The organism is Kitasatospora sp. NPDC058218 (assembly GCF_042882445.1).
In the GTDB taxonomy this organism is placed as follows: Bacteria; Actinomycetota; Actinomycetes; order Streptomycetales; family Streptomycetaceae; genus Kitasatospora.
Genome location: NZ_JBHVWC010000036.1, coordinates 67,350 through 91,922, shown reverse-complemented (window position 1 = coordinate 91,922; position 24,573 = coordinate 67,350). Strand labels below are relative to the sequence as shown.

Sequence of the window (24,573 nt, the reverse complement as noted above, 5' to 3'; positions counted from 1 at the left end):
GGGTGCCCTCCCGGGGGACCGCTCACCCGGTCGGAGCAGTGCGGCGGCGGGCACCGTCCGGGCGGTGCCCCGGCCGCCGGAGGCCCGATCAGAGGCCGTTCGGGGGCCGGTCCGCAGGCCGATCGGGGGCGTGCCGGGGCGTTGACGGGGCGTCCGGGCGTTCGCCGCGCGCCCCGGAGCGGCTCCTCCGGGGCCGCCCGGCGCCCGCTCGGAGTGTCCGGGGCGCGGTCCGGCGGCGGATAGGCTAAGGCGGACGGTCCGCAGGCCACGGGTGTGCTTCCGCGTCGGCGGGCTGTGCCAAGCCCCCTGCAGGAAGGTCCCCGCACGTGTTCAGGTCCGGTGCCGCCGGCCTCCTCGCCGACGCGTCCACGACGCTCACGTCCACGCCGCCGAGCCCGTCCCCGAGCCCCACGGCCCCGCCGCTGCCGCAGTTCGACCTCAGAATCCCGACCAGCGCGCAGGAGGTCAGCGACACCACCCGGCAGGCGGCCGGCTGGTTCGACTCGCACTGGCAGGACTGGCTGGCCGGCGGGGTGCGGATCGTCTTCATCATCGTGCTGGCACTGGTGCTGCGGGCCGTGGTGCGCAAGCTGATCACCCAGCTGATAGCGCGGATGATCAAGCCGAACGAGACCGACGACGAGCCGGGCCGGCTCGGCGGGCTGCTGGCCAACACCGGGGTGGTCAACCCCGAGCGGCGCCAGCAGCGCTCCGAGGCGATCGGCTCGGTGCTGCGCAGCGTCGCGTCGTTCAGCATCCTCGGGACGGCCGCGCTGATGGTCCTCTCGGCGCTCGGGGTGAACCTGGCACCGCTGCTGGCGAGCGCCGGTGTGGCCGGTGTGGCGATCGGTTTCGGCGCCCGCAACCTGGTCACGGACTTCCTCTCCGGGGTCTTCATGATCATGGAGGACCAGTACGGCGTCGGCGACGAGATCGACACCGGGGTGGCCACCGGCACGGTGCTGGAGGTCGGCCTGCGGGTGACCAAGCTGCGCGGCGCCGGCGGCGAGATCTGGTACATCCGCAACGGCGAGGTGAAGCGGATCGCCAACATGAGCCAGGGCTGGTCGACCGCCTCGGTGGACGTCCAGGTCGGTTACAAGGAGGACCTGGCCCGGGTCGAGGCGCTGATCCAGGAGACGGCCGAGGCGCTGGCCAAGGAGGCACCGTTCGACGAGCTGGTCTGGGCTCCGGTCTCGATCCTGGGCGTGGAGTCGGTCGCGGTGGACTCGGTGGTGCTGCGGGTCGAGGCCCGCACCGCCCCGGGCAAGGCGCTGTCGGTCGCCCGGGCGCTGCGGCACCGGCTGAAGACCGCCTTCGACCAGGCCGGGATCAAGGTCAAGGAGGAGGCCCCGCTCGCCGCCGGTGTCGGTGCGGCCGTCGGGGCGGCGACGACCGGGGTGGTGCTGACGACCGCCCCGGCGACGACGCCCACCGACCCGGCCCCGCCGTCCGCGCTGGCCGACCCGACCTCGCCGCGCTACCTCGCGACGGCGCCGATACCGGCTCCGGTCAAGCCGGTTGACGACATCTCCAAGGCTCCCTGACGGCCCGACCGCAGGCCGTCGACGGCCGACCGCCCGGCACCGACCGCACGTCACCGACGGCCCGACCGCCCGGCCCTGACGGGCCCGGCCGCTCGGCGCGAACCGGACGAAAGCCCCGCCTCCCGGACATCGGGGGGCGGGGCTTAGCACTGCCCGGTAACGCTTCGGCATCCACCGCCGGAAGGGCCATTGACACCCTCCTGACGAGGACCGTACGGTCCTGTCTCAAGCGACTGGAAAGTTTCCTAACAGTTCGCCCCGGGCCCACCCGGTGAGTGCCAGGACGTGCCAGGAAGAGGAGGATCCGAGCCGTGACCAGAATGCCCGCCAAAGCCCCCCTCGCCGGCACCCCGAGCCTGCTGCGCGCCATCAACGACCGCGCGGCCCTCGAACTGCTGCTGGAGAACGGCCCGCTCTCCCGTACCCAGATCGGCACCCTGACCGGTCTCTCCAAGCCCACCGCCTCCCAGCTGCTGGCCCGGCTGGAGGCGGCCGGGCTCGTCCTGCCGGTCGGCACCACCGCCGGCGGGCCGGGCCCCAACGCGCAGCTGTACCAGGTGAATCCGGCCGCCGGCTACGTCGCCGGCCTGGACGTCACCAACAGCCACGCCCGGATCGCGGTCGCCGACATCACCGGCGCCACGCTGGCCGAGCACGTGGTGCCGACCAAGGGCTGGCCCGCCGCCGAGACCGTCACCCGGGTCGCCGCGGCCGTCGCCGAGACCGTCCGGGCCGCCGGGCTCCCCGAGGGCGGCCTGCGCACGGTGGCGATCGGCGTCGGCGGCGCGCCCGACCCCGTCACCGGCAAGCTCCGCTACGCCTCCCACCTGCCGGGCTGGCACTCGCCGCGGCTGGTGCAGGAGCTCTCCGAAGCGATCGGCGCACCGGTGTCGATCGAGAACGACGTGAACCTCGCCGCCGTCGCCGAGCAGGCCTCCGGCGCGGCGCTCGGGTTCGAGGACTTCGTCCTGCTCTGGGCCGGCGAGGGCATCGGTGCCGCGATCGTGATCGCCGGCCGGCTGCACCGCGGCTTCACCGGGGGCGCCGGGGAGGTCGGCTACATGCCCGTCCCCGGCTCGCCGGTCGTGCGGGACGTGCGCCGCCGCAACTCCGGCGGGTTCCAGGAGCTGGCCGGCGCCCCCGCCGTCCGGGCCCTGGCCCGGGAGTACGGGCTCGGCGCGCCCACCGCGGAGGAGTCGCTCGCGAAGGCCCTGGAGACCCCGGGCGCCGGCGACGAGTTCCTCGCGGCCCTGGCCGGCCGACTCGCCGTCGGACTGGCCGTGATCGTCGCCGTCGTGGACCCCCAGCTCGTGGTGGTCTCCGGCGGCGTGCCGAGCGCGGGCGGCGAACGGCTGCGCGCACTCGTCGAGGAGGAACTGGCCCGGATCTCGATCGCCCGGCCGGAGGTCCGCAGCAGTGCCCTGCCCGGCTCACCCGTCCTGATCGGCGCACTGCAACGCGCCCTGGCAGCCGCTCGCGAGGCGGTCTTCTCCACGCACTGACGCCCCGCCCGCCGCACCACCCCGCAAACGCTCCCACCTGCACCGAAGCCCTGCACCAAAGCCCCTGCACACCTCTCCCCCAACCCCCCACGCGGGACCAGAGGCAATGACGCCTGCCCGCGCAGCCCCAGGAGGATCTCGAAGTGCACTCCACCACCTCCCGCAGAAGCCGCCGGACGATCGCCGCCGTGACCGGCAGCGCCGTGCTGGCCCTGCTCGCCACCGCCTGCACCGGCACCAACGACGCCGGCGGCAACGACGACTCGGCCAGCGGCAAGGACGTCACCATCACCTTCTGGCACGGTTGGAGCCAGGACTCCGAGGTGAAGGCGATCAACGCCAACATCGCCGCCTTCGAGAAGGCCCACCCGAACATCCACGTCAAGGCCGTCGGCAACATCGCCGACGACAAGGTCAACCAGTCGCTGCGGGCCGGCGGCGACGACGCACCGGACGTGGTCTCCTCCTTCACCACCAACAACGTCGGCATGTTCTGTTCGACCAAGGCCTTCGCCGACCTCAAGCCCTTCCTGGCGAAGGACAACATCGACGCCGCGAAGACCTTCCCGGCCGCGATGCTCAACTACACGCAGTTCGAGGGCAACCAGTGCTCCCTGCCGCTGCTCGGCGACGCCTTCGGCCTGTACTACAACAAGGCCGCCTTCGCCAAGGCCGGCATCACCTCCGCGCCGAAGACCTTCAGCGAGTTCGCCGCCGCCGCCACCGCGCTGACCGTCCCCGACGGCAACGGCTTCAAGCAGCTCGGCTTCATGCCGCTCTACCACGGCTACGAGTCGACCACCGAGCACTTCCTCGGCCAGTGGGGCCCGAGCTACTTCGACGGCTCCGGCAAGTCGAACCTCGCCTCCGACCCCAAGGTCGCCGCGATGCTGAACTGGCAGAAGGGCCTGGTCGACAGCCTCGGCGGCTACGACAAGCTGGACAAGTACCGCGCCACCTTCGGCGACGAGATGAGCGCCAACAACCCCTTCCACACCGGCCAGGTCGCGATGGCCATCGACGGTGAGTGGCGCACCGCCTCGCTCGCCGAGAACAAGCCCGACTTCGAGTGGGCCAGCGCGCCGTTCCCGGTGCCGGACGACCAGCTCGCCACCTACGGCCGCGGCTACCAGACCGGCACCATCGTCGGCATCGCCAGCACCAGCAAGAAGCAGGCCGCCGCCTGGGAGCTGGTCAAGTACCTGACCACGGACACCGACGCGGTGGTCAGCTTCGCCAACGCGATCCACAACGTGCCGAGCACCTTCGACGCGCTCAACTCGCCGAAGCTGATCAGCGACGACAACTTCAAGACCTTCCTGGACATCGCCAAGAACCAGTACTCCGGCACCACTCCGCCGAGCGTCAACGGCGGCGCCTACATCGTCTCGCTGCAGAACCTCGGCTACGCGTACGAGTCCGGCCAGCAGAAGGATCTCGCGGCGGGCCTCACGGCCACCGCCAAGGAGATCGACGCCGCCATCGCCCAGGCCAAGTAGCCAGCGGCCCCACGGAGCTCCCATGTCACTCGCGTTCGGCACCCGCAAGGGCTCCGGATCGACCGACCCGGCGGCGCCCTCCACGCAGCACCTGCTGCGCCGGAAGCGCCGCCGGGAGGCGGCCCGCACCCTCGCCTTCCTCTCCCCCTGGCTGATCGGCTTCAGCGTCTTCTTCCTGTACCCGCTGATCTCCACCGTCTACTTCAGCTTCATGAAGTACAACGGCTTCAGCGTCCCCTCCTTCAACGGCCTGAAGAACTGGGACTACGTCTTCAACGACTACCCGTCCTTCTGGCAGGGCCTGCGCAACACGCTCTGGCTCGTCGTCATCATGGTGTCGCTGCGGGTCACGTTCGGCCTCGGCATCGGGATGCTCATCACCAAGGTCAAGACCGGCGCCGGCTTCTTCCGCACCGCGTTCTACCTGCCCTACCTGGCACCGCCGGTGGCCGCCACCGTCTCCTTCGCCTTCCTGCTCAACCCCGGCACCGGGCCGGTCAACCACTTCCTCGGTGAGATCGGCCTGCCCCAGCCCGGCTGGTTCGCCGACCCGACCTGGTCGAAGCCCGCGCTCACCATGCTCGCCATGTGGGGCATCGGCGACCTGATGGTCATCTTCATGGCGTCCCTGCTGGACGTCCCGAAGGAGCAGTACGAGGCGGCCGAGCTGGACGGCGCCGGCCCGTTCCAGCGCTTCCGCTACGTCACCCTGCCGAACATCTCGCCGATCATCATGTTCGCGGTGGTCACCGGGGTCATCCAGACCATGCAGTACTACACCCAGGCGATCGTCGCCGGGAAGGTCGCCGGCGGCATCGCCGGCAACTCCGGGCAGCAGTTCGAGCCCGGCTACCCGCAGGGCTCCACCTGGACCCTGCCGCAGATGGTCTACAACCTCGGCTTCCAGCACTTCAACTACGGCGCGGCGTGCGTCGTGGCCCTGGTGCTGTTCGCCATCTCGATGGCCGTCACCTCGCTCCTGCTGCGCCGCAAGTCCGGCTTCATGGCGAACGACGACTAGCGGACCAGTGAGGACACGATCATGACTCTCAGCACCACGCTCACCAAGGCCCCCGCGGGCGCGTCCGGCACCGCCGGCTCCGGCCGGCGCGGCACCGCCGCCGCCCGGGCCGCCCGCCGCCGCGCCGCGCTCAACTGGGTGGCCGTCCACTCGCTGGCCATCGCCGCCACGCTGTTCTTCCTGCTGCCGTTCGTCTTCGCCTTCCTCACCTCGGTGATGACGGACAACCAGGCGCTCACCACCGACTACTGGCCCACCTCCTGGGAGTGGGGCAACTACGCCAAGGTCTGGGACACCCCCGGGTTCCTCACCTGGTGGCGCAACACCCTGCTGTACGCCGGCCTCGGCACCGTGCTGACCGTCGTCTCCAGCCTGCCGGTGGCGTACGCGCTCGCCAAGTTCCGCTTCCGCGGCCGCAACCTCGCGCTGATGGCGGTCATCGCGATGATGATGCTGCCACCGCAGGTCACCGTCATCCCGATGTACCTGTTCTGGTCGAAGCAGATGGGCCTCTCCGGCTCGCTCTGGCCGCTGATCATCCCGATGGCCTTCGGCGACGCCTTCTCGATCTTCCTGCTGCGCCAGTTCCTGCTGACCATCCCCAAGGAGTACATCGAGGCGGCCCGGATCGACGGCTGCGGCGACCTGCGCACCCTCGTCAAGGTGGTGCTGCCGATGGCCAAGCCGGCCATCGCCGCCGTCGCCCTGTTCCAGTTCTTCTACGCCTGGAACGACTACTTCGGCCCGCAGATCTACGCCAGCAACAATCCCGGTGCCTGGACGCTCTCCTACGGCCTGGAGTCCTTCAAGGGCGCCCACCACACCAACTGGAACCTCACCATGGCCGCCACCCTGCTGGTGATGGCGCCGGTGATCATCCTCTTCTTCTTCGCACAGAAGGCCTTCATCGAAGGCGTGACACTGACAGGGGTCAAGGGCTGATGTCCGCACTGAAGTTGGCCATCGTGGGTGGCGGTTCGACGTACACCCCCGAACTCATCGACGGTTTCGCCCGGCTGCGCGACACCCTGCCGATCGCCGAACTCGTGCTGATCGACCCCGCCGCCGACCGGCTGGAGCTGATCGGCGGACTGGCCCGACGGATCTTCGCCAAGCAGGGGCACGGCGCCGTCGTCACCACGACGACCGACGTCACGGCGGGCGTCGCCGACGCCGACGCGGTGCTGCTGCAGCTGCGGGTCGGCGGGCAGGCGGCCCGCAACCAGGACGAGACCTGGCCGCTGGAGTGCGGCTGCGTCGGCCAGGAGACCACCGGGGCGGGCGGCCTGGCCAAGGCCCTGCGCACCGTACCGGTGGTGCTGGACATCGCCGAGAAGGTCCGCCGGGCCAACCCCGACGCGTGGATCGTCGACTTCACCAACCCGGTCGGCATCGTGACCCGGGCGCTGCAGAACGCCGGGCACAAGGCCGTCGGCCTGTGCAACGTCGCGATCGGCTTCCAGCGGCGGTTCGCCGGACACCTCGGCGTCGACCCCGAGCTGATCCGCCTCGACCACGTCGGCCTGAACCACCTCACCTGGGAGCGCGGCGTCACCCTGCTCGACGCCCCGGGCGCGACCACCGGGCGCGAGGTGCTGCCGGAGCTGCTCGCCGGCTTCGGCAAGGAGATCTCCGAGGACCTGCGGCTGCCGCAGCGGGTCGTCGAGCGCCTCGGCGTGGTGCCCTCCTACTACCTGCGGTACTTCTACCAGCACGACGCGGTCGTCGAGGAGCTGAAGGCCAAGGGCTCCCGGGCGGCCGAGGTCGCCGAGATCGAGCGGCAGCTGCTGGAGCTGTACGCCGACCCGGCCCTGGACACCAAGCCGGAGCTGCTCGGCAAGCGCGGCGGAGCCTTCTACTCCGAGGCGGCCGTCCAGCTGATCGCCGCCCTGCTGGGCACCGGCGGCGGGACGTCCGTGCAGGTGGTGAACGCCCGCAACAACGGCGTGCTGCCGTTCCTGCCCGACGACGCCGTGATCGAGGTGCCGGCCGAGGTGGACGCCGCCGGCGTGCGCCCGCTGCCGCAGCGCCCCGTCGAGCCGCTGTACGCCGGCCTGATCGCCGCCGTGACCTCGTACGAGCAGCTCGCCCTCGACGCCGCCCTGCACGGCGGCCGCGACCGGGTCTTCGACGCCCTGCTCGCCCACCCGCTGGTCGGCCAGATCGAACTCGCCGACCGGCTGACGGACCGGCTGCTCGCCCACAACCGCGAGCACCTCGCCTGGGCCTGACGCGCCCCTTCCGTCCGGCCCGCGCGGCCGCCCGTCGGCTCCGCCGACGGCGACGCCGGCGGGCCGGGCCGCGAGGAGACCGACCACCCCCGGCCGGGGACAACGGCCGGGCCACGTACGAGCCGCGGGGACCTCATGACCCACCAGCCCGAACCACTCCTGCCCGGCGTTCTCGCCATCGACGCGGGCAACTCCAAGACCGACGTCGCCCTGATCGGCGCCGACGGCACCGTGCACGGCTCCGCCCGGGGCGGCGGCTTCGCACCGCAGAAGATCGGCGGCGCGGCGGCCGTCGCCGGCCTCGCGCCGCTGGTCGAGGAGGCGGCCGCCGCTGCCGGGCTGTCGTTCCGCAGTGGCGTCCTGACCACCCACGTCAGCGCCTGCCTCGCCAACGCCGACCTCCCGGTGGAGGAGGCCGCGCTGCGCACCGCCCTGGAGTCCCACCCCTGGGGCGTCACCAGCACCGTCGTCAACGACACCTTCGGCCTGCTGCGGGCCGGCACCGACGGCCCGCGCGGCGTGGCCGTCGTCTGCGGCGCCGGCATCAACTGCGTCGGCCTGCTGCCCGACGGCCGCACCGCCCGGTTCCCCGCCCTCGGCGAGCTGACCGGCGACTGGGGCGGCGGCAGCGGCCTCGCCCTCAGCAGCATGTGGCACGCCGTCCGCGCCGAGGACGGCCGCGGCGGCCCGACCGGCCTCGCCCGCGCCATCGCCGAGCACTTCGGCCTGCCGGACACCGGCGCCGTCGCCGAGGCGATCCACCTCGGCCACCTGCCCTTCGGCCGGCTGCACGAGATCGTCCGGGTGCTGTTCGCGGTGGCGGAGACCGGCGACCCGGTCGCCCTGGAGCTGATAGACCGGCAGGCCGACGAGATCACCCGGCTCGCCGTCGTCGCACTGCAACGGCTGGAGCTGCTGGACGAGCCCACGCCGCTGGTCCTGGGCGGCGGCGTGCTCGCCTCCCGGCAGCCGCTGCTGCTCGACAACCTGACGGCGCGCCTGGCCTCGGCGGCGCCGCTGGCCGAGCCGCGGGTCGTCGTGGCGCCGCCGGTGCTGGGCGCCGCGCTGCTCGGCCTCGACCACCTCGCCGCCGGGCCGGCGGCCCAGGCGCGGGTGCGCGAGGCGTACGGCGACCCTGCCCGGCCGGTGGCCGCGTAGCGCCTGCCGCCGACGGCGGCCGGGCTCGCCCGGCCGCTCCCCGAGTTCCGCCCCCGACGGGTCCGCACACCCGTCGGGGGCGGTGTCGCCGGACCCACCGGGCCGGATCATTCGGATCGCGGCACCGTTTCGCCCCGGAAGGGGCCGAGGAGGCCGTGCAGAAGACGGGTGACCTGGTCATCCGGCCCGAGCGTGCGGTCGAGGTCGGACAGGAGTCGCCCGCCGACCTCCTGCGCGTCCTCCGGCCGACCGACCCTGCGCAGGTTGTCCGCGAGGAGGCCGCGGACCAGGAACTCGTAGCTGCTGCCCGGCCCCACCACGCGCGCCACGTCGTCCACCAGCGCGACGAGGGTGTCGTGGACGACCTCCGGGTCCTCCGCCACGGCCACCATGCACGCCATGAAGGCGCGGAGCAGGACCTGGGTGTCGTCCTCCGGGCCACCGGCCGTGAGTTCCGCGAGCGCTGCCAGTGCGCCGGCGGGATCCCCGGTGAGCCCCGTCCGCATCGCGATCTCCAGACGGGTGTCGACGACGTTCGGATGATCGACGCCGTACACCCGGACCTGCTCCGCCAACAGGTCGTGAGCGAGCTCGAACTCCTGGGCCCGGTCCGCGCGGAGCTGGGCGAGCCGCCAGCGGGTGGTCCTGGTGTCGACGTGGTCCGGGCCGAGCAGGCGGACCCGATCGGCCAACAGCTCCTCCAGCACCCGAACCGCCACGTCGACGTCCCCCGCCGCGCTTCTGAAGAGGGCGTGCTGCTGGCGCACGTCGAGGGTGAACGCGTGATCGGGGCCGCACCGGGCGGCGGCCTCCACCCCGAGGCTCTCGAACCGGGCGGCGGCGGCCCCGGGCTGCGCGACGTAGCCGAGGCCGAAGGCTTCCACCATCAGCACGAGTCGGCCGTTCTCCTGCCAGAGCGCCTCGTGTCCGTGGGAGCGCAGGGCGGCGGCGTTGACCACGAACGACAGGGTGGCCGCCTGGTGGATCCCGGCGGTCGGCCACGAGTCGAGCAGCGCCTCCACCGCACCGGCGAACAGCTCGGCCCTGGCCTCCTCGCCCTCCACGGAGTCGTGGGCCGCCCGCTGGGTCAGCACGTGCACCCGGAACAGGTCGGGGCTCTGCTCGGGACCGGGTGGCACGCGCTCACCGAGACCGAGGCGGTGGACGGTCCGCAGCGCACCGGCCACGGTGGCCGCCGTCACCGTCCGGCCGGTGTCGGCCAGGTAGTCGCACGCCCCCTCGGCCGTCAGCACGCTCACGGGCACGCCGTCGGGGGCGAACACCGACGCCAACTGCAGCACTGGCGTGGCCAACCCGGCCGTCGCGGCGTCCGCGCGTTCCAGTAAGAGCGCCAGGACCGCCGCCAGGGTGGCCTGTTGGTCATCCGGCAGCGCTCCCCGGTCGGGCCCGAGCTCGGCGAGCGGGCGGCGTTCGCGGAGCCGGGCCCGGTACGCGGCGACGGTGAGCCCGGTGTCCGCGAGGTCGACCAGGTAGGCGGCGGCCTGGGCGAGGGCGAGCGGGAGGTGGCCGAGGTCCGCGGCGAGGCCGGCGAGTTCGACGTCCGGCCCGGTGAGGCCGTGCAGGTCGAGCCGGGCGGCGAGGTAGGCCGAGGACTCCTCCGGCGAGAAGAGTTCGACGTGGATCACGCCCCGGTCCGCCGTGCGCAGGGCCGGGTCGCGGCGGCGGGTGGTCGCGACGGTACGGCCCCGGCCGGTGATCGGGGGCCAGAGGCCGCGCAGGTCGGCCGGGTCCTGGAGGTCGTCGAGGACGACCAGCCAGCGGCGATCCGTCGTGTTGAGCCAGGCGAGGAAGCGTTCGGCGTCGCCGGTTTCGGACAGGCCGAGCTGAACCGCGGCCTGCGCGTACGCCTGTCGGACGGCCGGACGGCTGGTGGCCGTGGCCCAGACCAGCAGGTCGACGTGCCCGGCGCGCAGCTGGGTGTGGGCGTGGTGCGCGGCGAGCTGGGTCTTGCCGGTGCCGCCCATGCCGGACAGGACGACGGCTCGGCTCCCGGTGATCGCCGTCACCAGGCCGCGCGACTGGAAGGCGTCCGCCACCGCCGGGACGACGCCGACCTGGTGGGGCCAGCGCGGCTCCTCGGTGGTCACGTTCACCTGGTGGGCCTGGACGAGCATGCCGTTGACCGTGCCGCCGGCCATCTGGTTGCGGGTCGCATCGGGCATGGCAGCCAGTGTCACAGCTCGCCGTCCGCCAGGCAGACGCTTCTGTCGTATTCCTCCCCGCTCTGATGAGCTGCTCGGCATGGAACACGAACAGGACGGTGGTGGTGGGCTTCCCCCTGGCGGCGGCGGCGCTGGTACCGCGACTGCACGAGAAGTCGGCCGGACCGACTTCCCGTGCGCGGCCGGAGCCGGCCCGGTCCCCCGGCTGAGCGCGGCCCGAAGGTGCCCGGCGGCGCCCCCGGACGCCCGGGCCGCTCCCCTCAGCCGGCGGCCGCGACCCGCACCGCCCGGGGGCCGGCGGCGCCGCGGCGGCGGTGGTAGTGCACCGTCAGCACCGCGAGCAGCGGCCCCCAGGCGACCAACAGCAGGTAGCTGACCCAGAACAGCACCGTCTGCCAGCCGTGCGTGATGACCTCGGCCGACTCCCCGTCGAGCTTGCGCCCGAGGGCGGACATGACCATCGCGTACGGGAAGACCATCAGCACCGTCGCCCCCAGCCCGGCCGGGACGACGGCGGCGAGGGGCGGCACCCGGCGGCCGGCCAGGCCCGGGATCCACCGCGGCCACACCTGCCCCCACTCGGCGACCAGCCCGACCGCGAGGAACGCCAGCGCCTCGCTGACCACGCTCAGCGCGATGATGTACCACCACCCGGGGGAGAACGCCGGCGAGGGCTGGGCGGCCGCGTCGTGCTCCAGCAGCGGCGCGTCGAAGATCATGGCCGCGATCCGCCAGATGCAGGAGGGCAGCGTCGTCAGGGTGACGGCGTAGGCGGCGAGCACCGCCCAGCGCGGTACGCCCGCTGCCGTCCGGCCGTGCAAACTCCTCATCCTCGTAACGGCGTTCATGTGTCCTCCCCGGCCGAAGGCCCGGTCGACGGGCCGCGCGACTGCTTCCGTCACCAAGGTCGCAGCGCCACCACCTCGGCCGCGTCCTCCGGGGGACGGGACCGGCTCACCCCCGCGGGGGAGGCGGTCGTGCACCGCGCGGAGGACGGCCGTCCACGGCCGGGGGTCGACCGCAATCCCGGCTGAGGTCATCGAAGGGGGACCTGCGGCGAGCACCGGCGCCACCGGAGGGGATCCGGCATGGGGAGGGGCACGGCGATGGCGAACGGCACACCGGTGGTGGGGGACGTCCCGGCGCGGACGCGGACGCGGGCGCGGTCGATGCCCCGTCCCACCGACCCGACTCGGCCGACCCGGTCGACAGATCGGCCACCGATGGCGCAGAGTCACATCATGCCCCGACTTCCGCTGCCGTCCCTCCCGACCCGCTACCGGAGCCGGGCCGCCACCCCCGCCGACGCACCGGCGATCCACCGGCTGGTCACCGCCTGCGAACGCGACCTGCTCGGCGACGCCTGGATCCGGGCCGAGAACGCCGCCGACGGCGTGGCCGCCGACCTCGCACTGCCCGACCTGGACCCGGTGCGCGACACCCTGCTGGTGCAGGACGCGGCGGGGGCGGTGGTCGGCCGGGCCTGGGTGCACGGCGGGCGGCGGAGCAAGGTCGACGTCCACCCCGCCCACCGGGGCGAGGGGTTGGGCGGCGCCCTGCTGGACTGGGCCGAGGCCCGGGCGCGGCAGCTGGGCAGCGAGCGGCTCTCCCAGACCCTCCTGGACGGCGACCGGGCGGCCGTCGCGCTGCTGCGGACCCGCGGGTACGGGGCGTTCGTCACCCAGTGGCTGCTGGAGTACCCGCTGCCCGCCGAGCCGGTGGTGCCCGCGCCACCGGCGGGGATCACCGTCCGGCCGTTCCGGCCCGGCGACGAGCGGGCGGCGTACCTGCTCACCGAGGACGCGTTCGACGAGTGGCAGGTGCGGCGCAAGCCCTACGAGGAGTGGGCGCGGCACACCGTCGAGCGGGCCGCCTTCGCGCCGGCGCTCTCGCCCCTGGCGTTCGCCGACGGGCAGTTGGTCGGCGCGGTGCTGTCGTTGGACGTCCCGGAGTCCGGCGAGGGCTATGTCGAGCGGGTCGCGGTCCGGCGGGACCACCGCAACCGGGGGATCGCCCGCGCCCTGCTCCTGGAGGCCTTCCGCGACTTCCAGCGGCACGGGCGGCGGGCGTGCACGCTGTGGACGCACTCGGAGACCGGCGCCCTCGCGTTGTACGAGCGGGTGGGGATGACGATCCGGTCCAGCTCGACGGTCTACGGCAAGCCCCTCCACCCCGACGGCGGGAGCGCGCTGGCCTGACGCCTCGTCACCCCCTCGGGCGGGTAGCACCGTCCGGCCGCGACGAAAAGTTACCACCGGGTAGGATCCGGTACGGAGCTGTCGGAGTCGCAGGACCAGGGGGCGCAGACGATGGAGCAGCGGCGGACCGCGGTGGTGTCGGGCGGCGGGACGGGGATCGGGCGGGCCGTCGCGGCGGAACTCGCCGGACGCGGCTACCGAGTGGCGATCCTCGGACGGCGCGCCGAGGTGCTGGCAGAGGCGGCGGCGGAGATCGGGGCCGCCGTGGTGCCGATCGCGGCCGACCTCACGGTGGCCGCCGAGGTCACGGAGGCGGCCGCGGCCATCGCGGCACTCGGCCCGGTGGACGTGCTCGTCAACAACGCCGGAGCGGTGATCACCCCGCCTGCGGACGCCTCCCTGGAGACCCTGGCCGAGGCCTGGCGGCGCGACCTGGACACCAATCTGCTGACCGCCGTGCTGCTCACCACCGCCCTCGCCGACCATCTTCGCCGCCCGGGCGGCCGGTTGATCCTGATCAGCTCCGCCGCCGCCCAGCGCGGCGGCGCCGGCCCGCACTCGGCCGGCTCCTACGCCGCCGCGAAGGCCGCCCTGCACGGCTGGGGCTTCGGCCTCGCCCGACAGTTCGGCCCGGAGGGCATCACCGTCAACATCCTCGCCCCCGGCTACGTCGAGTCCACCGAGATCTTCGGCAGCGACTGGACTCCGGAGTTCCACGCCGACAAGATCTCCGCCACCCTGGTCGGCCGGGCCGGCACCCCGGGGGACGTGGCGGCCGCCGTCGCCTATCTGGCCTCCCCGGAGGCCGGCTACGTCACCGGGCAGGTCATCGGCGTCAACGGCGGTGCGGTCCTCGGGCGCTGAGGCGACACGCGTACCGTTCGGCTCGGCAGTCGCAATCGTGACACCCGACCCTCCGTCACTTTCCTTTTCCACCAGGCTTGTTGACGTACCCGCCGGAGATGGTTCGGGCCGGATCCACCCCAGAAGGTTGGGATACCGGCCGCCCCGCCCCGGACGCGAGGATGCCCGTACCGGGAGCCGTGACATGGACGAGACACGGCTCCCGTCGCATCCCATCCGACCGGAGGAGCACCCCCATGGCTTCGCGCAACCGACGCGCCGCCCTCACCTCAGGCTTCGCCGCACTGTTCGCGGTGGCCGGCCTCGGGCTCGGCGCCGCCCCCGCACAGGCCGACCCGCCCCCGAACCCCGTCTGCAACCCGGACCGGGACTACCTCTGGGAGGACGTCGTCACGGCCCGGGTCGAGCCGACCGTCACCGACTTCCTCGCGGTCGCCATCACCCCAGGGACCACCGGCCAGTACACCAAGACGCTGTCCGAGATCGACTCCGTGAGCACCACGGTCAACAACAGCGTGGAGGTGACCGCCGACTTCAAGGCGCTCTTCGTCAAGGTCAGCGCCAAGGTCGGCTTCTCGGTGGCCACCACCAAGTCGAGCACCCGGACCACGACCGTCACCGACACCGTGAACTTCAACAGCCCCGGCTACTACGGCCTCTACCGCGGCACCCGAAAGGTGACCGGCGAGTGGGTCCGGTACCTCTGCGCGCGCTCCGGCCCGGGCACCGGGTACTGGATCAACACCAACCCCGGCGGCCCCGGCACCTTCGTCACCTTCGACGTTCCCGAGCAGGGCACCGTCTCCTGCGCCTGGCCCGAGCCGGCCGGCACCCTGCGTGCGGCCGCCCGACTGCGGCTCTTCTGCTGATCGCCTGTCGCCGCATCTCGAACCCTCAGCTGTGAAAGCGAGTTCACGATGACTCTTCTGCACCGGTTCCGCTTCGGGGTGGGGCGCCGGATGGCCGCGCTCGGCACCGCGGCCGCCGCCTTCGCCCTGTTGTTCACCGCCGCCCCGGCCGCCGTGGCGGCTCCCGCCCCGGCCCCGGCCGCCCTCACCACCACCTGGGGCGACTTCACCTGCGACGGGGGCCTCTACCGCATCAAGGCCCCGACCCCCAGCGATCTGGCGCTGACCGTCGCCCTGTCGCCCGGGAACCACGGCTCGGTCATCCAGTACGTCTGGACCGGCGAGTCCAACCAGAAGTGGATCTACTGTCACCGGCCCGAGGCCGACGGCACCGAGACGGTGGTCTTCCAGGACAGCTGGCGGCACTGGTGCCTCGCCGTCGGCAGCGACGCCACGTTCTACGGGGCCTGGATCGTCACCACCGGCTGCTTCAGCGACCACATCCCCACCGAGCAGCAGTTCGTGAAGACGAAGGTGCCCGGCACCAACCTGTTCGCCCTCCAGGGGCAGCACTCCCGCCTGTGGGTGACGGCCTCCGGCACCTTCGGTCAGAACGGCAACCAGATCACCCAGGGCGACCGGCCGGACCTGTACTCGCTCCTGCCCGCCTGACAGTGAGGCACGGCGGCCGCCGGCGCTCCGGCGGCCGCACCCGGGGCCCGCGTGCGGCCGACCGGACTTCCGGTCGCCGGCCGGCCGCGTACGGGGGCGGTCAGCGGCGGCCGGCGGCCAGCAGGGCGGGGAGGGTGGCGAGTTTGACCCGGGGGCGGCCGGCGGCCGCGCCGAGGGCGCGCTCGGCGCGGTCGATGGCCCGCATGTGCCTCAGCCCGACCGCGTCCGGCCGCCGGCTGCGGACCAGCCGGGCCAACTCCCGGCGGGTACCGGCCGGATCGGACAGCGCGCCCGCGGCGGCGTCGTCCAGTAGGGCGCCCACGGTCTCCTGGGCGCAGGCCCGGTTGGCACCGATCCCGCCGGACGGGCCTCGCTTGGCCCAGCCCACCACGTACGTACCGGGCAGCGGGCGGCCGGACTCCGGATCGATCACCCGGCCGCCCCGGTGCGGAACGGCCGCGGCGGCCGCGGCGAACGGCAGGCCGGGCACCGGCACGCCCCGGTAGCCGATGGACCGCACCACCAGGCCCGCACGGATGAGGCCCTGCTCACCGGTGGGTTCGGCACGCGGCCCGTCGGGCCCGTCGGCGAGCGCCGTCCCGCCGAGCCGGACGCCCTCGACCCGTCCCGCGCCGAAAAGTTCGGTGGGCGCGGCGAAGAAGCGCAGCACGATCCGCCGGCCGGGGCGCGGCGGCTCGCCGCCGTCGACGCCCTCCAACGGCAGCCCGGCGAGCAGCGCGGCCTTGGAGCCGGGCGGCGCGGCGGCGATCGCGGCGCGGACCTCGGGGTGGTCCGCGACGACGAGTTCGACGCCGGGCAGGTGCCGGAGGGCGAGGAACTCGGGCCGCGTCCAGGCCGCCTGCTCGGGGCCCCGGCGGGCGAGCAGCACCACTTCGCGCACCCGGCTGTCCCGCAGGGCCGCGAGGGCGTGGTCGGCGATGTCGGTCGCGGCGAGCCGGTCCGGGTCCAGCAGCAGGATCCGGGCGACGTCCACGGCGACGTTGCCGTTGCCGACCACGACGACCCGCTCGGAGGAGAGGTCGACGGCCTCGGCGGGGACGGTCGGGTCGGCGTTGTACCAGCCGACGAAGGTGGTGGCGGGCAGGCTGCCGGGGAGGTCCTCGCCGGGCAGGCCGAGCCGGCGGTCGGTGGCGGCGCCGACCGCGTAGACCACGGCGTGGTGGTGGGCGGCCAGTTCGGCGTGGGTGAGGTCCCTGCCGATCTCGACATTGAGGTGGACCCGCAGGCGGGGGTGGTGGAACACGCTCGCGAAGCTCTCGGCGATCCGCTTGGTCGACTGGTGGTCGGGGGCGACGCCGTGCCGCAGCAGACCGCCGGCGACCGGCAGCCGGTCGATCATGGTGATCTCCGCGCCGGTGGTGCGCAGCAGCGACTGGGCGGTGTAGCTCGCTGAGGGGCCGGTGCCGACGATGGCGATGCGCAGCGTCCCGAGGTCGTTCGGCAGGCTCCGGGGGAAGGTCGGCGCCCCCCAGCCGTGGTCGGTGGGGTGGTCCCGGTAGTAGTCGCGGTTGAGCTGCCCGAACACGGTGTCGGGGCCGGTGAGCCGGTCGACGGGGAAGACGGCGTCGACCGGGCAGGCGTCCGCGCAGGCGCCGCAGTCGATGCAGGCGGCCGGGTCGATGTAGAGCATCTCGGTGCGGCCGAACTCCGGCTCGTCCGGGGTGGGGTGGATGCAGTTGACCGGGCAGACGGACACGCACGAGGCGTCGTTGCAGCAGGTCTGGGTGATCGCGTAGGCCATGGCCGGGTGAGGTCCTCGCTGCGTGGGGGTCGGTCGGGTCGGTCGGGTCGCACCGGGGCGGGGCGGGTCCGGTCCGGCCGCGCCGGGGCGGGCGGAGGTCGGCGCGGACATCGGCGCGGGTCCGGTCGGGTCAGAGCATGTCGACGCGGCGGTAGACCGCCGCCGCGGAGCGGTTGAGCAGGCCGCTCTCGGCGAGGAAGGCCATCAGGTGGCCGGAGCTGGTGCGCATCATCGCCTTGCGGTGCTGGTTGGCGCGCACCTCCGCCAGCGCCCGCTCGGTGTCGAGGCCGGCGGCCGCGTACACGCCCCGGTGGACCATGCTGCCGACGATGACGTAGGCGGCCACCGCGATGCCGGTCCCGGCGGCCCGGCGGCGGGCTCGCCCCGCGCCGCGCAGCCGCTCGCGGATCTCCTGGCGGGCGAACTTCATGTGCCGCGATTCCTCGACGACATGGATCCGGGACGTCCCGCGCACGATCTCCAGGACGTTCTCGCCGCGCATCCAGTCGCGCTGCATGACGTCGAGCACCTCCTCGGCCACCAGGATTCCGCCGTAGGCGAGTTCGCCCTTGGCGGTGGCTTTGAAGAGGCGACCGGCCTGGGCGATCGCGGCGGCCGGCCGGTACTGCGGGACGCCCATCTTCTCGCAGGCGCGCGCGAACATGATCGAGTGCCGGCACTCGTCGGCGATCTCGGTGAGGGCGAAGCGGAACTCGGCGCCGGCCGGGTTCTTCAGGTACTGGTCGCGCAGCACCATCTGCTGCAGGATCATCTCGAACCAGATGCCGGTGGTCATGATCGAGCAGACCTCGTGCCGGGTGAGGGTGACCCGCTGCTCCTCGGTCATCTCGTCCCACAGCCGGGTGCCGTAGAGCGTGCTCCACTCCGGATTGAGCCCGTAGCCGTCCGCCGGGAGCGGCGCGTCCCAGTCGATCTCGGTCGCCGGGTCGTAGGAGAGGGTCGCGGCCGAGTCGAGCAGCCGCTTCGAGACGTCGTCGTCGGCCGAGGTGTGGCCGTGGATTCCTGTCGCCGTGCCGGGGTGAGCCATGGCTGCCTCCAGGTGCGTGCCCTGCGCGGGGTTCCCGCCCGCCCCCGCTTATTAGACGGAGAGTACAATAAGAGGCCGGGCGCGAGAAGCCCTCGCGCACCGGCCCCCGGCGGGGCTCCGCCGGCTCGCCCCGATGCGGCCTCCGGGGCGGCGGGCCCGGCCTGTTACGCGTTCGGGCTGAGCGCCAGCCGCAGCGCCCCGGCGGCCTCCGCCGTCGCCTCGCGGAACCGCCGGCCGATCCCCAGGTAGTTGACGTAGCCGTGGATCAGGTCGGGTTGGCGGCTGAGCGCGACCACCACCCCGGCTTCCCTCAGCCTCTCCGCGTACGCCTCGCCCTCGTCACGCAGCGGGTCGAACCCGGCGGTGGCGACGTAGGCGGGCGGCAAGCCGGTCAGATCGGGGGTGAGCAGCGGCGAGATCCTCGGGTCGGAGCGGTCCACGCCCTCGGGCGCGTAGTGGTCGGCGAACCAGTCCATGTGCGCGCTGGTGAGGAGGAAGCCGTCGGCGAACAACTCCCGGGAGCGCCGACGCCGGGAGGCGTCGGTGGCCGGGTAGAAGAGCAGCTGGAACGCGGGCGCGGGGCCGCCGCGCCGCACCGCCAGCTGGGCGGTGACGGCGGCCAGGTTGCCGCCCGCGCTGTCGCCGCCGACCGCGATCCGGTCCGGGTCGGCACCGAGGTCGGCGGCCTCGGCGTGGGCGTGGTCGAAGGCGGCCAGCGCGTCGTCCACGGCGGCCGGGAAGACGTGCTCGGGCGCCAGCCGGTACTCGACCGAGAGCACCCGGACGCCCGCGTGCCGGGCGAGGAAGCGCGCGGTGTTGTCGTGGCTGCCCCGGGTGCCGAGCACCCAGCCCCCGCCGTGGAAGAAGACCAGCAGCCCCGACGGGCCGGCCAGGCCGGCCGGCGTGTACAGGGTGGCCGGCAGCTCGCCGTACTCGACCGGGATCCGGATCTCCCTGGTGGCCACCGGCTCGATCACCGGGCCGCCCACCAGGTGGCGGCCGTGGTCCAGCCCCGCCCGGGACGGCGCCACCCCGCCGGGCCTGACCAGGTGGTTTCCGGAGATCCGCTGCAGGCTCAGCAGCAACTGGGCGTCGAGGGCGAGCCGCTGGCCGTCCCGCCGGACGGGCGTGCCCGCGATCAGTCGGCGCAGCGGCCTCGGCAGCGCGTAGGCCACGCGGACGGCGGCCGCCTGGGCACGGAGCCGAACAGGAACCGGAGCCGGGGCCCGGGTCGGGATCGTCATCGTGCCTCCTGCGTGGTCTGCGCCCGGGCCGGCCGATCGCGGTGACGCACGGTGGACCGGGCCCGACGACTCGGGATCGAGGCGGCTCAGCGTAGTGTTACCCGCCGGTTCGACCCAACGGGCATTTTCGCAAGCCCAGTTGGGCGACCCCCGGCCTTCCACGAGCCGAGGCCGCCCGGGCCGACGAGGCACCGGTGCCGAAGCCGGTGAACGCAGGCGGCCAGGGCTCCGGCCGGCCGTGACTGGCGGCCACGCGCTCCGGGGGGATGATGGAGAGGCCCCGGCCCGCGCAGCAGGGGGCACGGACCGGCACGCTCGTGGCCGGAGGACAGGAGCGGCCCGGATGAGCACGGCGGACGCCCTCCCCCGGGCCACCGGTCCCCGGTCGGCCGCGCCGGGACCGCCCGGTACCGGGTACGCCCGGCGGCCGGTCCCGCTCCTTTCCCCGGCCCCGGCCGCGCCCCCCGCCCGACAGGTGGCGCCCCGGCGACGGCGGGGCCCCGCCCGTCACCCGGGTGGCGGCACGCGACGGCACGCGTCCCGCCGACCGGAGGGCGGGCGACCATCGGACGGACGGACCGCAACCGGCCGAGACGGCACGACACATCCGAGGTGCAGACCATGGACAGCCGACGGCCCCCCTTCGTCGACAGCGCGGCCGGTGCCCTGCTGGACGCGGACGGCAGGATCGTCCGCTGGACCCGGGAGGCCGAGCGGCTGCTGGCCCTGCCCGCGCACGAGGTCTGCGGCCGCCCGGCCCGTGAGCTGCTGGCGGACCCGGCCACCTGGGCCGCCCTGCTGGCCGAGCACCGGGCGGAGCGCGCGGCGCAGCGGTCTTCGCAGACCTGGTCCGGCACGGCGCTGGTGCGCTCCGGCCGGGGCGAGGAGCTGGGGATCGTCTTCCAGGTGCTCCCGCTGGAGGACGCCGGCCCCGGAGAGCCGCCCGGAGCCGCCCGGTACTTCGTGCTCGCCGCCCCCGCCGGGCTGGTCGCCCAGTGGCGGCAGGACCAGGCGTTCACCCGCGAGCTGTTCCTGCAGGACCGGGTGGGCCTCGCCGTGTTCGACGACCAGCTGCGGCTGGTCAGGACCAACACCCATCTGCTCCCCTACACCGGCCTCCCACCGGACCTGACCGGTCGGCGCCTCGGGGACTTCCTCCAGGTGGAGGACGCGGACGCGGTCGAGCAGCACCTGCGCGAGGTGCTGCGGACGGGCCGGCCGCTGGTGCTCTCGGGCGAGCTGGTGCGGACGATCGAGGCTCCGCGCGGCGGTGCGGCGATGGCGATCTCGGCCTTCCGGTTGCAGGCCACCGACGGGCAGGTGATCGGCGTGACGGCGCTGTTCACCGATGTCACGGAACTGCACCGCTCCGGCGAGCGCCTGGCGGTGCTCCACCGCGCCACCGCGGCCGTCGGCGGATCGCTCTCCGTCACCGGCACCGCCGAGGATCTCGCCGCCGTCCTGGCGCCCGGGCTGGCCGACCTGGCCGTGGTCGAGGTCGCGGAGGCGGTGTTCACCGGCGAGGAACCGGCACCCGGCCGGGACGGACGCCTGCTGCTCCGCCGGACCGCCGTCACCGGGGCCACGGACCTGCTGACGGACGCGGAGGCGGACCCGGACGCGGACCCGGCGGCGGTGGTGTTCGACACCGAGGGCCCACCGACCGCCGCCGGCGGGGCGGCCGAGCCGACCGCGGCCGAGCCGACCGCCACCAGGATGGCCGCACCGCTGCGCGCCCGGGGCAGCCTGCTCGGCCGGGTGACCGTCCACCGCGCCGCCCATCGACTCGCCTACGAGCCGGCCGATCTGGACCTGCTGCACGAGATCGCCGCCCGCGCCGCCCTCGCCCTGGACAACGCCCGCCGCTACACCCGCGAGCACCGCGCCGCGGTCAGCCTCCAGCGCAGCCTGCTGCCGCCCGCGCAGACCGAGACCGCCGCCGTGACCACCGCCAGCGTCTACCTGCCGACCGACACCGCCAGTGGCGTCGGCGGCGACTGGTTCGACGTGATCCCGCTCTCCTCGGCCCGCGTCGCGCTGGTCGCCGGGGACGTGGTCGGCCACGGACTGGAGGCCAGCGCCACCATGGGCCGGCTGCGCACCGCCGTCCGCACCCTCGCCGACCTCGATCTGGAGCCCGACGAGCTGCTGGTCCACCTCGACGACCTGGTCTGCCAGTTGCTCGTCGAGGCCGGGAAGCCGGGGGACGACGGCGACTGGCCCGTCGGCCACCGGACCGGCCCGTTCGGCGCCACCTGCGTCTACGCCGTCTACGACCCGGTCTCGCGGCGGTGCGCGATGGCCTCCGCCGGGCACCCGCCGCCCGCCGTCGCCGCCCCGGACGGCACCGTCGAGTACGTCCCGGTGCGCCCGGGCCCGCCGCTGGGCGTCAGCGGGCTGCCCTTCGAGGTCGCGGAGGTCGAGCTGGCGCCCGGCAGCGTGCTGGCGCTCTACACCGACGGGCTGATCCGGGGGTACGGGGGCGATCTCGACGAGGGTCTGGCCGAGTTGCGCAGCCGGATGGCCCGCCCCGGCACCGTCACCGCGCCACTGCGCGAGCTCGGCCGGGAGATCGTCGAAGGCCACCCGGCGCACCGTCTGGCCGACGACGTCACCCTGCTGCTCGCCCGCACCCGCGCGGTGCCGTCCGACGCCACCGCCACCTTCTCGCTGGAGGCCGACCCGGCCGCCGTCGCAGGGGTCCGGGAGCAGGCGACGGCGCAGCTGCGCTCCTGGGGGCTGGAGGAGCTGGTCTTCACCACCGAACTCGTGCTGAGCGAGCTGGTCACCAACGCCATCCGCTACGCCGGCGGCCCGGTCCAGGTGCGGCTGATCCGCGCGGAGCGGCTGACCTGCGAGGTCTCCGACCCCAGTGCCACCCAGCCGCGGATGCGCCGGGCCCGCCTCACCGACGAGGGCGGCCGCGGCCTGTACCTGGTCGCCCAGCTCACCGGCCGCTGGGGCAGCCGCTACACCCGCAACGGCAAGACCATCTGGGCCGAACAGGACCTGCCCTAGGGCCGACCCGGCGCGCCGGGAAGCGGTGGGGCCCCGTGGGAAGCGGTGGGGTGCCGTGGGGAGCGGTCAGGCCTCGCCGGCGCCGAGCTGGGCGAGGAGGCCCTGCCGGTCGATCTGGATCCAGTACTCCACGATCCGCCCGGCCTCGACCCGGTAGACCGCACTGGCCTTCTCCGTCAGGGGCCGGCCCGTCGGCGGACGACCGTCGACCGGTGCGAGGTGGTGCCCGTGCTGGGTCCACCGGGCGTAGACGCGGTCGCCGTCGGCCAGGAGTTCGTCCACCACGAACTCGAACGGTCCGTAGGCCGCCAGCATCTCGCCGACGTGCTCGGCGAACTGCTGCGCCGTGCGCCGCACGGTGGCGGGGTTCTCCGACTGGACCTGGTGGGCCAGGACGTGCTCGGCCATGAAGTGCTCGGCCCGCTCGGGGTGCGCCCCGGAGCGGACCTCCGACAGGAACGCCCGGACGATGTCTTTGGCAGTGGTCACCCGCCCATTCTCACCCTCCGACGGGGACGGCCGACAGCGGGCCCCACGGGAGCAGCGGGACCGTCAACTCGCCGATGGCGCGGGCACCGGACGGGCCGTGCGCAGGCCGTCGGCCGATCGTGCGCACCCCTCGGCACAGTGGTCCCCGTGAACGAGGACGGCACCTCCGACGGAGCCCCCTCGTCCGCACCACCGATGCGAGCCCGACCGACCCACCACACCCGAAGGAAGCACCGCACATGAGCGACGCCCGCACCCTCACCAACCCCGCCGAGCTGCACGACCCCACCCCGTTCGGCTACAGCCACGCCGCCTCGGCCACCGGGGAGCCGGTGTTCATCGCCGGGCAGTACGCCTCCGACTCCACCGGCCAGGTCGTGCCCGGCGACTTCGCCGCCCAGGTCGAGCGGTCCCTCGACAACCTGCGCACCGCACTCGCCGGCGTCGGGCTCGGCTTCGAGCACGTCGTCCGGCTCGGCTCGTACATCGTCGACCACGACCTGGCGAAGCTGACCGTCCTCGGCAAGGCGCTGCACGGCGCCTGGGCCGACCGGCTGCCCGCCCAGACGCTCAGCGGGGTCGCCTCGCTCGCCCTGCCGGGGATGCTCTTCGAGATCGACGCGGTCGCCGTCCGCCCGGCCGGACACCCGGACAGCGCGCGCTGACCACCACCCCGGCATCCGGCGCGCGACCTGCGGCCGAACACCCTCCGTGTCTGATTGGCTACCGGGAGGGCGGCGACAGGCGCGGCCCGTGGCACCGGAGGCAGTGATGAGCACAGAAGAGCGGACCAATCCCGCGGCCCGGCTGGGCTTCCAGCCCGGCCAGGTCGTGCAGGAGATCGGCTACGACGACGACGTCGACCTGGAACTCCGCGAGGCGATCGAGGAGATCACCGGCCAGGACCTCGTGGACGAGGACTACGACGACGTCGCCGACGCGGTCCTGCTCTGGTTCCGCGAGGACGACGGCGACCTGACCGACGCACTGGTCGACGCCATCGGGATGCTGGCGGACGGCGGCGTGATCTGGCTCCTCGTCCCCAAGACCGGGCGGGACGGATACATCGAGCCCGGTGACATCGCCGAGGCCGCGCAGACCGCCGGCCTCTCCCAGGTCAGGTCCGTCGGCGCCGCCCAGGACTGGTCCGGCGTCCGCCTGATCGCCCCCAAGCGGTAGCCACCTCGGGCCCACCCTCGGGCCCGTCTCCCGGCCGGCGGGTGGCGGGAGCCGGGGGGCGGGCGTCGGCGGGCCTTTTGCGACGTGTGAGAGGGGGGCGGGGCCCCCCG

At 73.9% G+C, this 24,573-nt stretch carries 20 protein-coding genes; 14 read left to right on the top strand and 6 right to left on the bottom strand.

Annotation, left to right across the window (positions count from 1 at the left end; genetic code table 11):
• Nucleotides 1-326: 326 nt before the first annotated feature.
• From ACFVYI_RS22930 to ACFVYI_RS22900, 7 genes are all read left to right on the top strand, one after another.
• On the top strand, nt 327-1,547 hold the full coding sequence (locus ACFVYI_RS22930; protein ID WP_387888519.1) for a mechanosensitive ion channel family protein: 1,221 nt from the start codon (nt 327-329) through the stop codon (nt 1,545-1,547).
• Nucleotides 1,548-1,867: 320 nt separating this feature from the next.
• Nucleotides 1,868-3,049, top strand: coding sequence for an ROK family protein (locus ACFVYI_RS22925; RefSeq protein ID WP_387888532.1), 1,182 nt, complete (start codon nt 1,868-1,870; stop codon nt 3,047-3,049).
• A gap of 143 nt (nt 3,050-3,192) precedes the next feature.
• Nucleotides 3,193-4,548 carry an ABC transporter substrate-binding protein gene (locus ACFVYI_RS22920; RefSeq protein WP_387888517.1) on the top strand — a complete coding sequence of 452 codons (1,356 nt, stop codon included), beginning with the start codon at nt 3,193-3,195 and terminating at the stop codon, nt 4,546-4,548.
• Between the two features lie 22 nt (nt 4,549-4,570).
• Nucleotides 4,571-5,569 (top strand): carbohydrate ABC transporter permease, encoded by a 999-nt coding sequence (locus ACFVYI_RS22915; RefSeq protein WP_387888515.1) that lies wholly within the window; start codon nt 4,571-4,573, stop codon nt 5,567-5,569.
• Between the two features lie 21 nt (nt 5,570-5,590).
• Nucleotides 5,591-6,511 carry a carbohydrate ABC transporter permease gene (locus ACFVYI_RS22910; RefSeq protein WP_387888512.1) on the top strand — a complete coding sequence of 307 codons (921 nt, stop codon included), beginning with the start codon at nt 5,591-5,593 and terminating at the stop codon, nt 6,509-6,511.
• 8 nt (nt 6,512-6,519) lie between these two features.
• Nucleotides 6,520-7,800 carry a 6-phospho-beta-glucosidase gene (locus tag ACFVYI_RS22905; protein WP_387888530.1) on the top strand — a complete coding sequence of 427 codons (1,281 nt, stop codon included), beginning with the start codon at nt 6,520-6,522 and terminating at the stop codon, nt 7,798-7,800.
• 135 nt (nt 7,801-7,935) lie between these two features.
• Complete coding sequence (locus ACFVYI_RS22900; RefSeq protein ID WP_387888510.1) at nt 7,936-8,958, top strand: N-acetylglucosamine kinase; 1,023 nt, start codon at nt 7,936-7,938, stop codon at nt 8,956-8,958.
• A 107-nt stretch (nt 8,959-9,065) separates the two neighbouring features.
• Here ACFVYI_RS22900 and ACFVYI_RS22895 read toward each other — a convergent pair whose 3' ends face one another.
• On the bottom strand, nt 9,066-11,141 hold the full coding sequence (locus tag ACFVYI_RS22895; protein WP_387888508.1) for an NB-ARC domain-containing protein: 2,076 nt from the start codon (nt 11,139-11,141) through the stop codon (nt 9,066-9,068).
• Between the two features lie 260 nt (nt 11,142-11,401).
• Nucleotides 11,402-11,989 (bottom strand): hypothetical protein, encoded by a 588-nt coding sequence (locus ACFVYI_RS22890; RefSeq protein WP_387888505.1) that lies wholly within the window; start codon nt 11,987-11,989, stop codon nt 11,402-11,404.
• A 393-nt stretch (nt 11,990-12,382) separates the two neighbouring features.
• Between ACFVYI_RS22890 and ACFVYI_RS22885 the strand changes: the two genes are divergently transcribed.
• The 4 genes from ACFVYI_RS22885 (at nt 12,383) to ACFVYI_RS22870 (ending at nt 15,723) form a co-directional block, all read left to right on the top strand.
• A complete protein-coding gene (locus ACFVYI_RS22885; RefSeq protein WP_387888502.1) occupies nt 12,383-13,339 on the top strand; it encodes a GNAT family N-acetyltransferase in 957 nt (318 codons plus the stop codon).
• Between the two features lie 111 nt (nt 13,340-13,450).
• Nucleotides 13,451-14,203, top strand: a complete 753-nt coding sequence (locus ACFVYI_RS22880) for an SDR family NAD(P)-dependent oxidoreductase (protein WP_387888500.1) — start codon at nt 13,451-13,453, stop codon at nt 14,201-14,203.
• Between the two features lie 236 nt (nt 14,204-14,439).
• Nucleotides 14,440-15,072 (top strand): hypothetical protein, encoded by a 633-nt coding sequence (locus tag ACFVYI_RS22875; RefSeq protein ID WP_387888497.1) that lies wholly within the window; start codon nt 14,440-14,442, stop codon nt 15,070-15,072.
• 48 nt (nt 15,073-15,120) lie between these two features.
• Nucleotides 15,121-15,723 (top strand): RICIN domain-containing protein, encoded by a 603-nt coding sequence (locus tag ACFVYI_RS22870; protein WP_387888494.1) that lies wholly within the window; start codon nt 15,121-15,123, stop codon nt 15,721-15,723.
• 100 nt (nt 15,724-15,823) lie between these two features.
• Here ACFVYI_RS22870 and ACFVYI_RS22865 read toward each other — a convergent pair whose 3' ends face one another.
• The 3 genes from ACFVYI_RS22865 to ACFVYI_RS22855 all read right to left on the bottom strand — a co-directional run bounded on the left by ACFVYI_RS22865 (nt 15,824) and on the right by ACFVYI_RS22855 (nt 19,777).
• On the bottom strand, nt 15,824-17,485 hold the full coding sequence (locus tag ACFVYI_RS22865; RefSeq protein ID WP_387888492.1) for an FAD-dependent oxidoreductase: 1,662 nt from the start codon (nt 17,483-17,485) through the stop codon (nt 15,824-15,826).
• Between the two features lie 130 nt (nt 17,486-17,615).
• Nucleotides 17,616-18,533, bottom strand: a complete 918-nt coding sequence (locus tag ACFVYI_RS22860) for a diiron oxygenase (RefSeq protein WP_387888490.1) — start codon at nt 18,531-18,533, stop codon at nt 17,616-17,618.
• A gap of 164 nt (nt 18,534-18,697) precedes the next feature.
• Nucleotides 18,698-19,777, bottom strand: coding sequence for an alpha/beta hydrolase (locus tag ACFVYI_RS22855; protein WP_387888487.1), 1,080 nt, complete (start codon nt 19,775-19,777; stop codon nt 18,698-18,700).
• Nucleotides 19,778-20,398: 621 nt separating this feature from the next.
• On the opposite strand from ACFVYI_RS22855, the gene ACFVYI_RS22850 reads away from it, so the two are divergent.
• The gene (locus ACFVYI_RS22850) at nt 20,399-22,795 is read left to right on the top strand and encodes a SpoIIE family protein phosphatase (RefSeq protein ID WP_387888484.1); all 2,397 of its coding nucleotides are present in this window, start codon (nt 20,399-20,401) and stop codon (nt 22,793-22,795) included.
• 66 nt (nt 22,796-22,861) lie between these two features.
• Here ACFVYI_RS22850 and ACFVYI_RS22845 read toward each other — a convergent pair whose 3' ends face one another.
• A complete protein-coding gene (locus ACFVYI_RS22845; RefSeq protein ID WP_387888482.1) occupies nt 22,862-23,284 on the bottom strand; it encodes an ester cyclase in 423 nt (140 codons plus the stop codon).
• A 239-nt stretch (nt 23,285-23,523) separates the two neighbouring features.
• On the opposite strand from ACFVYI_RS22845, the gene ACFVYI_RS22840 reads away from it, so the two are divergent.
• Both ACFVYI_RS22840 and ACFVYI_RS22835 read left to right on the top strand, forming a co-directional pair.
• Complete coding sequence (locus ACFVYI_RS22840) at nt 23,524-23,949, top strand: RidA family protein (RefSeq protein ID WP_387888479.1); 426 nt, start codon at nt 23,524-23,526, stop codon at nt 23,947-23,949.
• Nucleotides 23,950-24,055: 106 nt separating this feature from the next.
• Nucleotides 24,056-24,463: a DUF3052 domain-containing protein gene (locus tag ACFVYI_RS22835; protein ID WP_387888476.1), complete on the top strand. Its 408-nt coding sequence runs from the start codon at nt 24,056-24,058 to the stop codon at nt 24,461-24,463.
• Nucleotides 24,464-24,573 lie beyond the last annotated feature (110 nt).

Coding starts and splice junctions, on each gene's coding strand:
- ACFVYI_RS22925 (WP_387888532.1), top strand. CDS start 1,868: ATGCCCGCCAAAGCCCCCCTCGCCGGCACCCCGAGCCTGCTGCGCGCC.
- ACFVYI_RS22915 (WP_387888515.1), top strand. CDS start 4,571: ATGTCACTCGCGTTCGGCACCCGCAAGGGCTCCGGATCGACCGACCCG.
- ACFVYI_RS22910 (WP_387888512.1), top strand. CDS start 5,591: ATGACTCTCAGCACCACGCTCACCAAGGCCCCCGCGGGCGCGTCCGGC.
- ACFVYI_RS22900 (WP_387888510.1), top strand. CDS start 7,936: ATGACCCACCAGCCCGAACCACTCCTGCCCGGCGTTCTCGCCATCGAC.
- ACFVYI_RS22895 (WP_387888508.1), bottom strand. CDS start 11,141: ATGCCCGATGCGACCCGCAACCAGATGGCCGGCGGCACGGTCAACGGC.
- ACFVYI_RS22890 (WP_387888505.1), bottom strand. CDS start 11,989: ATGAACGCCGTTACGAGGATGAGGAGTTTGCACGGCCGGACGGCAGCG.
- ACFVYI_RS22885 (WP_387888502.1), top strand. CDS start 12,383: ATGCCCCGACTTCCGCTGCCGTCCCTCCCGACCCGCTACCGGAGCCGG.
- ACFVYI_RS22880 (WP_387888500.1), top strand. CDS start 13,451: ATGGAGCAGCGGCGGACCGCGGTGGTGTCGGGCGGCGGGACGGGGATC.
- ACFVYI_RS22875 (WP_387888497.1), top strand. CDS start 14,440: ATGGCTTCGCGCAACCGACGCGCCGCCCTCACCTCAGGCTTCGCCGCA.
- ACFVYI_RS22870 (WP_387888494.1), top strand. CDS start 15,121: ATGACTCTTCTGCACCGGTTCCGCTTCGGGGTGGGGCGCCGGATGGCC.
- ACFVYI_RS22865 (WP_387888492.1), bottom strand. CDS start 17,485: ATGGCCTACGCGATCACCCAGACCTGCTGCAACGACGCCTCGTGCGTG.
- ACFVYI_RS22860 (WP_387888490.1), bottom strand. CDS start 18,533: ATGGCTCACCCCGGCACGGCGACAGGAATCCACGGCCACACCTCGGCC.
- ACFVYI_RS22855 (WP_387888487.1), bottom strand. CDS start 19,777: ATGACGATCCCGACCCGGGCCCCGGCTCCGGTTCCTGTTCGGCTCCGT.
- ACFVYI_RS22850 (WP_387888484.1), top strand. CDS start 20,399: ATGGACAGCCGACGGCCCCCCTTCGTCGACAGCGCGGCCGGTGCCCTG.
- ACFVYI_RS22840 (WP_387888479.1), top strand. CDS start 23,524: ATGAGCGACGCCCGCACCCTCACCAACCCCGCCGAGCTGCACGACCCC.
- ACFVYI_RS22835 (WP_387888476.1), top strand. CDS start 24,056: ATGAGCACAGAAGAGCGGACCAATCCCGCGGCCCGGCTGGGCTTCCAG.